Below are 12,508 nucleotides of genomic sequence, written 5' to 3' on the forward strand. Positions count from 1 at the left end.
GCACTCGGCGGCGCAGGATGCGCCGCCGATGTAACACGCGTTACTGATAATTCACGGTCACTTCACTGCTCACCACGCGAAAGCCCGGCGGCAATGCGCCCTTCCCCTGAAAGCCAAACGCCAGATGCAGCGTCTCTTCCGCCGCCACATTGGCTAAGCCACGCGTACTGCCGCTGGCCCCTTCGATTTCGACACAACGATCGCCCGCACACAAGCGTACCAGCAAACCCGAAGGCGCAGGACGGCTGAGTTGATAACGCCAGTTCACCAGCGAGATGTTACCCGGCGCGCTGGAAGGCGCACGCAGCGCAGGCGTCATCAGCCAGTTACCGCGCACGCCAATGCTTGGGCCACTGGCGCTGGCGCTCCAGGCACCGCTGGCCGCATCGGCAGCCAGCGGCAGCGCCATCATCGGCAACATCATCAATGCCCAGCACCAGCGACGCATTACTTGCCTCCAATGGTGGCGGTCATGCGGATCTGACGGTTGTCGGTCAGCTCCATATTCGACAGCACAATCAGCTGCGGCAGGTTGCGGCGCAGGAAGCGCGCCAGCAGCGCACGCAACGGATGATTGACCAGCAGCACCGGCGGCGCACCCGCCATCTCTTGCTGCTGCAGTGCGCCTTGCGCTTGCACCAGTAAGCGATCCGCCAGACCCGGCTCAAGCCCACCGCCGCCCTGCAGCGCCTGCAGCAGCAGACGTTCCAGCGTGGCATCGAGGCCAATTACCTGCACTTCGCCGTTGCCAGGGAACCATTGCTGGGTAATCGCACGTCCCAGCGCCACACGCACTACGCTGGTCAGCTCTTGCGGATCGTTCTGTACCGGCGCGTGTTCCGCAAGGGTTTCAATAATGGTGCGCATATCGCGAATCGAGACGCGCTCGGTCAGCAGGTTTTGCAGCACTTTATGCAGCGTGGTCAGGGTGATGACGCCCGGCACCAGATCTTCGGTCAGCTTCGGCATCTCTTGCGTAACGCGATCCAACAGCTGTTGCGCTTCCTGACGGCCAAACAGCTCGCTGGCGTATTGTCCGATCAGGTGATTGAGGTGCGTTGCCACCACGGTGCTGGCCTCAACCACGGTAAAGCCCTGAATCTGCGCCTGCTCTTTCAGGGCGCTATCGATCCAGATCGCCGCCAGACCAAAGGCCGGATCGACAGTCGGCTCGCCCGGCAGCGAACCGGCGGCGGTGCCTGGGTTGATCGCCATCCAGCGTCCCGGATAAGCATCACCGCTGCCAATTTCCACGCCTTTCATCAGGATGCGGTAACGCGCGGGCGGCAGCTCCATGTTGTCACGGATATGCACCACCGGCGGCAGGAAGCCGACCTCCTGCGCCACCTTCTTACGAATACTGCGGATACGCCCCAGCAGTTCGCCGTTTTGCAGGTGATCGACCATCGGAATCAGGCGATATCCCACTTCCATACCCAGCGAATCTTCCAGCTGCACATCGGTCCATGATGCTTCCACGGTAGCCGGCGTTTCCTGGGTCTTCACAAGGCTTGAGGCTTCGGTTGGTTTCTTTGGCTGCATTTCGCGACCGCGCAACCACCAGGCAAGACCCAGCAGCGCAGCGGTAAACAGCAGGAACACCAGGTTTGGCATGCCCGGCACCAGGCCGAGCAAACCAATCACGCCGCCACTCAGCATCAGCACGCGCGGGTTCTTGAACAGCTGGGTCACCATCTGCTCGCCGACATCCTGATCGGTGCCCACGCGCGTCACAATGACACCCGCAGCGGTGGAGATCACCAGCGCCGGGATCTGCGCCACCAGGCCATCACCGATGGTTAACAGCGTGTAGGTTTCGCCCGCATGACCGAGATCCATGCCGTGCTGCACCACACCGACCAACAGGCCGCCGATGATGTTGATCACCATGATCAAAATGCCGGCGATGGCATCACCACGAACAAATTTACTCGCACCGTCCATCGAGCCGTAGAAGTCGGCTTCCTGCGTCACTTCGGTACGGCGTTGCTTGGCTTCCTGTTCGCCAATTAAACCGGCGTTGAGGTCGGCATCGATCGCCATCTGCTTACCCGGCATACCATCCAGCACAAAACGCGCGCCGACTTCAGCGATACGTCCCGCACCCTTGGTGATGACCATGAAGTTGATGATAACGAGGATGATGAACACCACGATACCGATGGCGAAGTTACCGCCAACGAGGAAGTGACCAAAGGCTTCCACCACGCGTCCGGCGGCATCGGCACCGGTATGGCCTTCCAGCAAAATGATACGGGTTGAGGCGACGTTCAGCGCCAGACGCAGCAGCGTCGAGAACAGCAGAATGGTCGGGAATGCGGCGAACTCCAGCGTGCGCTGGGTGAACATCGCCACCAGCAGCACCATGATCGACAGCGCAATGTTAAAGGTGAACAGCAGGTCAAGAATGAATGCGGGTAACGGCAGCACCATCATCGACAGGATCAACATGATCAGTACCGGCCCAGCCAGCACCTGCCATTGCGTGTCTTTAAAGTTGCCTGGTAAACGCAGCTTCTCGGCTAAATTAGCCATCGTTAGTGTTCTCTCCTGCAAAGTCCATGTCTGCCGGAACCGGCAGGTTTTTTGGTTTGTTTGGAATCAGGCCGCCTTCGCGCTTCCAGCGTCGCAGCTGCCAAACCCAGGCCAGCACTTCTGCCACCGCGCCGTACAGCGCGCCGGGGATGAACTGACCAATTTCTGTGTGTCGATACAACGCACGCGCCAGCGGCGGTGCTTCGAGAATCGGGATACGGTGCTCTTTGGCGAGCTCACGAATTTTCAGCGCGATATCGCCGGCGCCTTTGGCAATCACTTTCGGCGCGCTCATCTTGCCTTCCTGATACTTCAGCGCCACCGAGTAGTGCGTTGGGTTGGTGACGATAACATCGGCTTTCGGTACATCGGCCATCATGCGCCGACGAGCGGCGGCACGCATCGCCTGACGAATACGACCTTTAACGTGCGGGTCACCTTCGTTCTGTTTGTGTTCGTCGCGAATTTCCTGACGCGTCATCTTCAGCTTTTTAAAGTAGCTATAAAGCTGCCAGAACACGTCAAAACCGACCATCGGGAACAGGCCGAGCATGATCAACCCGCAGCAGGCAGCGATCATCGATAAACCATGATGCAGCGCGTTGATGGGTGATTCGCTCATCAAACGCAGCATCTCTTGCCAGTGGCTCCAGATGTACCAACCGGCAACGATGCCCACCAGCACCGCTTTCATAATCGACTTCACCAGCTCAGCGGCGGTTTGACCGGAGAACATGCGGCCGATTCCGGTGAGCGGGTTAAGCTTTTTGAGATCGAACTTGATGGATTTGCCGCTGAAGTTAAGGCCGCCCAGCGCCATCGGTCCGGCAATCGCCACTACCACTAAACCGCCCATCAGCGGCAGCAGCGCGATCACCGCCTGCTTAATCAGGCTGCCAATGTGGCCGATGATCACTTTGTCATCGCTGACCATGCCGTGATCAAAACGAAAACCGGTGGCGACCATACTGGCCAGACGCTCCGCCATACTGTTGCCGCCGACCCACAGGATCAGCAATCCAATCAACAGCATCATCACTGAAGTCAGCTCGCGCGAACGCGGAATCTGCCCCTCCTCACGCGCTTTTTCAAGTCGGTGGGGTGTGGGCGATTCTGTTTTGTCCTCGTTACTCTCTTCAGCCACGACATACCTCAGCTGGCAGGAATTCTGAGCATAGAATGCCAAAACCCCGTCAGGCTAAAGCGCGGATTAAAGGGGGGAAATGTGAGCTTATTTAGCCATAAGTGAAATTGCGGGCTGATGGGTAGCCATAAATGGCTTAATGCCGCTCAGTTAAGCATTGGTTTGCATATGTATGCAGGTGCGCATGAATGCGCACCCTACGAAAAACGCGCCAATCCTTTGTAGGGTCGCCATTTATGGTGACCGAAAGATGCTTAACTGACGTGCATGTTGTTAAAAAGGGCTCATTTTTTGCAGGCGCTGGCACGTCTGCTGCGGCAAAAGGGGCATTCGCAGCGCTGAGGCTTTTACGTTGGGCCAGGAGCCTCACGCATGGATGCGTGAGGCAGTTCGGGGCCGGCCAGGACGGCCGATCCCCGAACGGTCCGTTGGCACAACGTGGAAGCCGAAGGCACCGCGTTAGCGGCGCGAGGACGGCCCGTGACGCAACAGATGTGTCAGCGCCCGCACGAATAAAGCCTTACGCAATAAATGGCGCCGCTACCCTACTCGAATGTGCGTCAATGCTGACCGGATGGCGATAAAAGCGCACCACGTCACCAACCAACAATAACGCCGGTGATTGTGCTTGTTGTACCTCAACGGTATGCGCCAGCTCAGCCAGCGTGGTGATCATCACCCGCTGATCGGCGCGCGTGCCATTCTCAATAATGGCCACCGGCGTCTGCGCGCTGCGGCCCTGCGCCTGCAGCTGTGCGCTGATGCTGGCGCTCCATTTCAGCCCCATGTAAAACACCAGCGTCTGATTATCGGCGGCGAGGCTGGCATCATCCAGCTGCGGTTCACCGCTTTTGCCGTGGCCGGTAATTAACCGCAGCGACTGTGCGCAATCGCGGTGCGTTAGCGGAATGCCGCTGGCTGCCGCGCATCCGGCGGCGGCGGTAATACCCGGCACGATCTGGCAGGTGATTCCCGCCTGTTGCAGATAGAGCATCTCTTCACCGCCGCGCCCGAAAATAAAGGGATCGCCGCCTTTGAGCCGCACCACTTGCCGCCCGCTGCGGGCTAAATCCACCAGCAGCTGATTAATTTGTGCCTGCTTCAAACCGTGGCTGCCGGGCTTCTTGCCGACATCAATCGCCAGCGTCTCCGGCGGCACTTCCGCCATGATCGCCTCGCTCACCAACCGGTCATACACCACCACATCAGCGCTGTTGATCAGCCGCCAGGCTTTTAAGGTGAGCAGTTCTACGTCGCCCGGCCCGGCACCAACCAGCCAGACGCCACCTTGCGCCTGTTCGCCGTCACGCGGATTAAACAGCTTGTCGAGGGATTCACTGGCTTGCGTCATGATGTTTTCCGTTACTGCGCCACGCGCAGAGATGAGAGCAGTTGTTTGAGCTCCGGAATACAGGAGCCACAGTTGGTGCCGCATTTCAACACCGCGCCAAGCGCCGCCGGGGAATCACAGCCCTCGGCGATGGCCCGGCGAATCGCCACTTCTCCGACGCCAAAGCAGCTGCAAAGGGTTCGTCCGTGGCTGCCGCCCTGCGTCGGTCGTCCACCTAACAACGCATGTCGCTGCTGCGGCGAATCGGGCGGCTGACTAAAGGCCTGCGCGATAAAGGGGTGATCGATGTCCGGCAGCCAGGGCGCGGCATAAAAGGCGCATGCCAACTTGCCCTTGCGCCAGCCAAGCCAGTGCAATTGCTGTCCCGCCTGCGCCTGCTGCCATTGCAATGCCGACATGCCGGGCAGTTGCATCAGCCATTCGCCAGCATGAGCGTTGCCCGCCAGCACATAGCGCTGCACGCCGGGCTGTGGCGCACGCGACCAGTAAAGTAATGCAGGCGGCGTGATGATGTCCGGCAGCCACAGCCAGCCTTGCCACGTCGGACGCACAGGTTGCAAACGCACAGCTGTTTGCTTTAACGCTGGCTGTGCGGAATCGGGACAACAGGTGGCCGCCACCAATCCATCGACGTTGGCCTGCCCGCTGAACTGCCTTGTCCAGTGCATCGGCACGAAGAGTTGCCCACGCTGCAGGCCACTGTCGAGGGTGACGCGTCCGCTGCACCATCCCAGCGCCGACTGCACGCGCGTCACATCGCCGTGGCTTAAGCCGTGCGCCGCCGCATCCAGCGGATTTAGCGCGACAAAAGGCTCATCGTAATGCTGCATCAGGCGCGGCACGTTGCCGGTACGCGTCATGGTGTGCCACTGATCGCGGATGCGGCCGGTGTTCATCAGCAGCGGATAATCAGTGGTCGTGAGGGTTTTAATCGGCATCGCGGGCGGCAGCAGACGCGCTTTGCCATCGCCATGGTAAAAGCGGCGATCGGCAAACAGCCGCGCGGTGCCGTTAGGTGACGCGGCAGTGATCGGCCACTGCACCGGCGCTAACTGGTCATATTGCTCACGCGTGATGGTTGCCAGCGCGCTAATATCAAAGGCGCGCGTGCCGTAATTCTCAAAACCGGACAGCGCGGCATGCTCGGCGAAAATCTCGCATGGATGCTGCCAGGCAAAGGCCGCGCCAAAACCGAGCCGCTGCGCCACCTGCGCCAGCAGCCACCAATCCGCTTTGGCCTCACCGGCTGGCGCGGTAAAATTGCGCTGGCGTGAGATACGCCGCTCCGAGTTGGTCACGGTGCCGTTTTTCTCGCCCCACGCCTGCGCCGGAAGTAGCACGTCAGCAAACTGTGCCGTGTCGCTGTGGGCGCTGACTTCCGACACCACCACCAGCTCGCATTTCGCCAGCGCCTGCGCCACGCGGTTACCTTCCGGCATCGAAACGGCGGGATTGGTGCCCATGATCCAAACCGCTTTGACATCACCGCGTTCGATGGCGTTGAACAGATTTACCGCCGTCAGTCCCGGCTGCTGCGCAACACGATCGCTCCCCCAAAAGCGCGCAACACGATCAACCTCTGGTGCGCTAAAGCCCATGTGCGCCGCCAGCTGATTGGCTAAGCCGCCCACTTCACGGCCGCCCATGGCGTTGGGCTGTCCGGTCAGCGAAAACGGTCCGCAGCCCGCACGGCCGATTTTGCCGCTGAGCAGATGCGCATTGAGGATGGCGTTGTTGTTATCGCTGCCGGTTTGTGACTGATTGATGCCCATGCACCACAGCGTCAGCACGCGCGGCTGCACGGCGAACAGCTGCCAGAACGCCACAATCTCATGCTCACTCAGCTGGCAGGCAGCGGCGACCGCCGCCACATCCCACGCCTCACAGGCGGCTAAGGTGGCCTCAACATTTGTCAGATGCGGCAACATGCTGGTATCGATACCCGCATGGTGTGCCAGCCAGTTCAGCAGCCCGGCAAACAGCGCGCTATCGGATCCCGGTTGCAGCGCCAGATGCAGGTCGGCAAGGTCACAGCTGGCAGTACGACGCGGATCGATTACCACCAGCTGCATCTCTGGGCGTTCGGCTTTGGCTTGCACCAGCCGCTGCCACGCCACCGGATGCGCCCATGCTGCATTGGAGCCGACCAACACCACGACATCGGCCTGTTCAAGATCGTCATAGCAGCACGGCACCGCATCGGCACCGAAAGCGCGTTTGTAACCCACCACCGCCGAAGCCATACACAGCCGTGAATTGGTATCGATGTTGGCAGAGCCAATAAAGCCCTTCATCAGCTTATTGGCGGTGTAATAATCCTCCGTCAGCAGTTGACCGGAGCCGTAAAAGGCCACCGCCTGCGGCCCATGCTGATCGATGATGCGCCGGAAACCTGCCGCCACGTGGTCCAGTGCGGCTTCGATACTGACGCGCTGACCATCAATCTGCGGCCAGAGCAAACGACCTTCATGCGTCAGAGTCTCGCCCAGCGCCGAACCCTTAACGCACAGCCGACCGAAATTAGCCGGATGCTGCCGGTCGCCACTCACCGGCGCATCCAGGGCTTTCACCTCCACGCCACATCCAACGCCGCAGTACGGACAGGTGGTTTTCATGAGGCCGCCGCCAGCGCAATAATCGGCTGCTGCCCGAGCCACACTTTGCCGCCTTCCACGCGCACCGGCCAGCAGCGCAGTTGATGCTCGGCATTATCGAGACTTTGTCCGTCGCGCAGCCGCACGCGCTGCTTGTAAAGCGGTGATATCACCACCGGCTCGCCCGCGACGTCGCCGAGAATGCCGCGCGACAGCACGCTGGCTTGCGTGCCGGGCTCAATATCTTCCAGCGCATAAATCGCCTCGCCCAAGCGGAACAAGGCCACACGCTGGCCGCCCAGCCGCGCACCCATGCCCGCAGACGGCGGGATGGCGTCGACATGGCAAATGGCACTCCAGGGTTCTGCCGGCAAAGTGGTGACCGGAATGCTGTCCGCCGTCGCGGGCTGACGCTGACCGCGTACCTGCACATAGTTGAGCGTCTCGTCAGGCTGCTCGCTGTTGACGGTGGCGGTAAACAAGGCGCGACGCGAAGGATCCTGCAGCGTGCTGTGCCATTCGCACTGATAGCGATCCACCACGCGCTGCATCTCCTGCTCCAGTTGCGTGGCCATGCCGAGTGAATCCTCGATTACCACCTGGCGCAGGTAGTCGAGTCCGCCTTCCATGTTATCCATCCACACGCTGGTGCGTTGCAGGCGATCGGCGGTGCGCACATAGAACATCAAGATGCGGTCAACGTAGCGCAGCAGGGTTTCATCATCGAGATCGCTGGCGAACAGATCAGCATGGCGCGGTTTCATCCCGCCGTTGCCGCAGACATACAGGTTCCAGCCTTTTTCCGTGGCGATTACGCCAATGTCCTTGCTCTGCGCTTCGGCGCATTCACGCGTGCAGCCAGAAACCGCCATTTTGATTTTGTGCGGGGCGCGCAGCCCTTTGTAGCGATTCTCTAATGCGATGGCGAAGGCGGTGGAATCCTGCACGCCGTAGCGGCACCAGGTTGAACCAACGCAGGATTTTACCGTGCGCAGCGATTTGCCGTAGGCGTGACCGGTTTCAAAACCCGCCGCGATTAGGCGTTCCCAGATATCCGGTAACTGATCGAGCCGCGCACCGAAAAGATCGATGCGCTGACCGCCGGTGATTTTGGTGTAGAGATCGTAACGAGCTGCTACTTCACCAATCGCAATTAGCCCTTGCGGCGTAATTTCACCGGCTGGCACACGCGGTACCACCGAATAGGTGCCATCTTTCTGGATGTTGGCGAAGTAGCGATCGTTAGTATCCTGCAGCGGCAGATGTTCGGGCTTCAGTAAGTAGTCATTCCAGCATGATGCCAGCAATGATCCCACCAGCGGTTTGCACACTTCACAGCCCTGTCCGCGCCCGTTGAGCTGCAATAGCTGCTCAAAGGTGGTGATGTTGCCGACGCGTATCAGGTGATACAGCTCCTTACGCGAGTAGGCAAAGTGCTCGCAGATATCCTTCTTCACTTCCACGCCCTGACTGGCGAGCTGGAACTCCATCACCTGTTTGACTAATGCGCTACACCCACCGCAGCCGGTCGCCGCTTTGGTGCAACTTTTGATCGCCGCCATGTCACCGCAGCCGCCCTGCACTGCTCCGCAAATGTCCGCCTTGCTGACGTTATGGCACGAGCAGATTTGCGCGCTGTCTGGCAACGCCGCGACACCCAGTGCTTTAGCCGGCGCTCCCGCTAACTGCGGCAAAATCAGGCTTTCTGGCTCTTCCGGTAACGGTAACTGATTCAGCATCATCTGCAGCAGGCTGGCGTAATCTGCGCTGTCGCCCACCAGCACGCCGCCAAGCAGCGTTTTGCGATCTTTGCACACCACCAGTTTTTTGTAGATGCCCTTTGGATTATCGATCCACTGATAACTTTGGCTGTCAGCGGTGCGCCCGTGCGCATCGCCAAATGACGCCACTTCCACGCCGAGCAGTTTCAGTTTCGTGCTCATGTCGGCACCGCTGAACGCCAGTTCTTCCTGCGCCAGCTGCGCCGCCAGTACGCGCGCCATTTGATATCCCGGCGCAACCAAACCGAAAATTTGCCCTTGCCACAGCGCGCATTCACCAATCGCATAGACATCTGCGGCGCTGGTGGCGCAAGCGTCGTTGATCAGAATGCCGCCGCGTTCACCCAGTTGCAGACCGGCGGCGCGCGCCAGTGCATCACGCGGACGAATACCCGCTGAAAATACCAGCAGGTCCGTTGCCAGCAGGCTGCCATCGGCAAAACGCAGCTGCAGGCTGCCATCCGGCAGACTCTCAATCGCTTCAGTTTGCTTGCTGGTATGAACTTGTACGCCCAGCGCGCTGATTTTGCCGCGCAGCATCTGCGCGCCGCCGTCATCCAATTGCACCGCCATCAGACGCGGCGCGAACTCCACCACATGGGTTTCCAGACCGAGCTGTTTCAATGCGTTGGCGGCTTCCAGTCCGAGCAGCCCGCCTCCAATCACCACCCCGCGCGTCGCCTTTCTGGCACAATCAGCAATCGCATCCAGATCGGCCAGTGTGCGGTATACAAAACAACGCGCGTGATCGTGGCCGGGAACCGGCGGTACAAACGGCACCGAGCCAGTCGCCAGCACCAGTTTATCCCAGCTCAATTCCGCGCCGCTGGCATCACGCAGGCTGCGTTTTGCACTGTCAATTGCCACCACTTCACAACCGCTGCGCAGTTCGATGCCGTGTTGCTGAAAGAAGTTATCGCTGACCAGTGACAAATCGTCCGCGCTTTTACCGTTGAAGTATTCGGTAAGATGCACGCGATCGTAGGCCATCTGCGGCTCGTCGCCGTACACCACGATGTGATAGTGCTGATGCAGTTCACGACTCACCAGCTGTTCGAGAAAATGGTGGCTGACCATGCCGTGTCCAACCACGGCGAGAAGAGGTTTGCTCATCATCTGGCTTCCTGCAGCGCTCGGCTGCGTTGTGTTGTCGTCAAGACCGAACAGCGCGTTAATGCCCACCTGCGCGGCCTGTTGAAGTTGCGGTAGCAGCGTGCCTGCCGCCTGGCTGTCGCCAAACAGCAGCACGCCGCGCAGTGCGCCATTGCGCAAAAATAGACGGCGATAGTGCTGGTGCAGCGGGTCAAAGCTACTGATGGCGTCGCCTTCGCTGATATCGCCCGCACTGAACATCTCAATGCTGCTGACTTTCAGCCGCGTACCGTTTTCCTGATAGTGAAAGTCGGCCACGGGTTCACCCGCCAGTTGTGCTGCCAGCACGGCGGCCTGCGCCAGACAAGGCGCAATCAAGCCAAAGGTTTCTCCGTTGATTTCGCAGCACTCGCCGAGCGCATACACATGCGGAAGCGCGGTTTGCAGTTGACGGTTAACCAGAATGCCGCGCTGACAAGGCACGCCCGCCGCTTGCGCCAGCGCGATCTCCGGCAGCACGCCGATGGCGATCACCACCTGTTCCGCCGCGATAACCGCACCATCGCTGAGCGTGACGCTGTCCGCGTCAATGGCCTGCAAAGAGACGCCGAGCCGACAGCGAATACCGCGCTGTGTCAGATGCTGCTGCAACAGCGCACCCGCTTTGGCATCCAGTTGGCGGTCAAGCAACCACGGGCGATGATGCAGCAGCGTGACGTCACGTCCACGCTGACGCAGCGCCGCTGCAGCTTCCACGCCAATAAATCCCCCGCCCAGCACCACCACCGGACCTTGCTGCGCGAGCATGGTTTCCACGTCTCGCACCGTGCGAAAACCCTGCACCTGAGGGCGATGGATGCCGGGCAGATCCGGCATGCGCGGCTGGGAACCGCAGGCGAACACCAGCTTGTCCCAGTGCAGGGTGCGCTGGTCGGTTTGCACTGTGCGCGCAGGGATATCCACCTGCAGCGCTTCTTCACCCATCAGCAGTTGCACCTGATGTGCCGCATACCATTCGGGCGCGTGGAGCACCGTGTCAGCAAAGGCTTTTTCGCCCGCCAGCACCGGCGACAGCAGTACCCGGTTGTAATTGCCGTGCAGCTCACGGCCAATCACCGTGATGGCGTAGCGACCCGGCGCACGTTGCAGCAAGGTTTCCACCATGCGCATCGCCGCCATGCCGTTACCGATCACTACCAGTCGCTGCACCATGGTTGTCCCCTTACGCCACAGCCGTTTGCTTTTCATAAAGGAAATGCAGAATCCGTTGGCGCAGCTGGTGATAACGCGGCTCGTCGGCCAGCGCTACCCGTGAACGTGGACGCGGCAGGTCGATGTTGAGAATGTCACCGACCTGCGCGGCGGGGCCGTTGGTCATCATCAGCACGCGATCCGACAGCAACACCGCCTCATCGACATCGTGCGTGATCAGCACAATGGTGGTGTTGAGCTCCTGCTGGATGCGCATCACGCTGTCTTGCAGATGAGCGCGCGTCAGCGCATCCAGCGCGCCGAACGGTTCATCCAGCAGCAGCACTCGCGGTTGCATGGCCAGTGCACGCGCAATACCGACACGCTGCTTCATGCCGCCGGAGATCTCCGACGGACGCTTATGCAACGCGTGACTCATCTGCACGCGATTGAGGTTGTGTTCGATCCACTCGCTCATCTCGCTTTTGCTCATCTTTCCTTTGAACACTTGCTGCACCGCCAGCTCCACGTTTTGGTAGGCGGTCAGCCACGGCAGCAACGAATGGTTCTGGAATACCACCGCACGCTCTGGACCGGGACCGCTGATTTCGCGGTTGTCACACAGCAACACGCCGCTACTCGGCTGCGTTAGCCCAGCGATCAAATTGAGTAACGTGGACTTTCCGCAGCCGGAGTGACCAATCAGGCTGAGCGTTTCACCTTCATGGATATCAAAACTGACGTTATCGAGGGCGAGGAACTCGCCGCCTGCGGTATTGAAGCGCTGGCTGATCTGCTGTACGCGAATAATTGGATTCAT

Annotated in this window: 7 protein-coding genes; all 7 read right to left on the reverse strand. The window is 60.0% G+C overall.

From position 1 onward, the window contains the following. Positions 1-40: 40 nt before the first annotated feature. The 7 genes from BM323_RS05110 to BM323_RS05140 all read right to left on the reverse strand — a co-directional run bounded on the left by BM323_RS05110 (position 41) and on the right by BM323_RS05140 (position 12,508). Positions 41-448: a flagellar protein FlhE gene (locus tag BM323_RS05110; RefSeq protein WP_008110538.1), complete on the reverse strand. Its 408-nt coding sequence runs from the start codon at positions 446-448 to the stop codon at positions 41-43. Then, complete coding sequence (gene flhA, locus BM323_RS05115; RefSeq protein WP_008110540.1) at positions 448-2,535, reverse strand: flagellar biosynthesis protein FlhA; 2,088 nt, start codon at positions 2,533-2,535, stop codon at positions 448-450. The genes BM323_RS05110 and flhA overlap by 1 nt, the downstream gene beginning before the upstream one ends. After that, positions 2,528-3,679 carry a flagellar biosynthesis protein FlhB gene (gene flhB, locus BM323_RS05120; protein WP_008110543.1) on the reverse strand — a complete coding sequence of 384 codons (1,152 nt, stop codon included), beginning with the start codon at positions 3,677-3,679 and terminating at the stop codon, positions 2,528-2,530. Before flhB ends, flhA begins: the two co-directional genes overlap by 8 nt. Positions 3,680-4,199: 520 nt before the next feature. Further along, the gene (gene cobA / locus BM323_RS05125) at positions 4,200-5,030 is read right to left on the reverse strand and encodes a uroporphyrinogen-III C-methyltransferase (protein WP_008107714.1); all 831 of its coding nucleotides are present in this window, start codon (positions 5,028-5,030) and stop codon (positions 4,200-4,202) included. Positions 5,031-5,041: 11 nt separating this feature from the next. Then, complete coding sequence (locus BM323_RS05130) at positions 5,042-7,645, reverse strand: nitrate reductase (RefSeq protein ID WP_008107712.1); 2,604 nt, start codon at positions 7,643-7,645, stop codon at positions 5,042-5,044. Then, complete coding sequence (nirB, locus tag BM323_RS05135; protein ID WP_008107710.1) at positions 7,642-11,709, reverse strand: nitrite reductase large subunit NirB; 4,068 nt, start codon at positions 11,707-11,709, stop codon at positions 7,642-7,644. The genes BM323_RS05130 and nirB overlap by 4 nt, the downstream gene beginning before the upstream one ends. 10 nt (positions 11,710-11,719) lie before the next feature. Beyond that, entirely contained in the window at positions 11,720-12,508 is a 789-nt protein-coding gene (locus BM323_RS05140; RefSeq protein ID WP_008107708.1) for an ABC transporter ATP-binding protein, read from the reverse strand.

The organism is Pantoea sp. YR525 (genome assembly GCF_900116775.1).
In the GTDB taxonomy this organism is placed as follows: domain Bacteria; phylum Pseudomonadota; class Gammaproteobacteria; order Enterobacterales; family Enterobacteriaceae; genus Pantoea; species Pantoea symbiotica.

Excerpts from the sequence above, each read along its gene's own strand:
- flhA (WP_008110540.1), bottom strand. The coding sequence starts at position 2,535 with ATGGCTAATTTAGCCGAGAAGCTGCGTTTACCAGGCAACTTTAAAGAC.
- BM323_RS05110 (WP_008110538.1), bottom strand. The coding sequence starts at position 448 with ATGCGTCGCTGGTGCTGGGCATTGATGATGTTGCCGATGATGGCGCTG.
- BM323_RS05130 (WP_008107712.1), bottom strand. The coding sequence starts at position 7,645 with ATGAAAACCACCTGTCCGTACTGCGGCGTTGGATGTGGCGTGGAGGTG.
- nirB (WP_008107710.1), bottom strand. The coding sequence starts at position 11,709 with ATGGTGCAGCGACTGGTAGTGATCGGTAACGGCATGGCGGCGATGCGC.
- BM323_RS05140 (WP_008107708.1), bottom strand. The coding sequence starts at position 12,508 with ATGAATCCAATTATTCGCGTACAGCAGATCAGCCAGCGCTTCAATACC.
- cobA (WP_008107714.1), bottom strand. The coding sequence starts at position 5,030 with ATGACGCAAGCCAGTGAATCCCTCGACAAGCTGTTTAATCCGCGTGAC.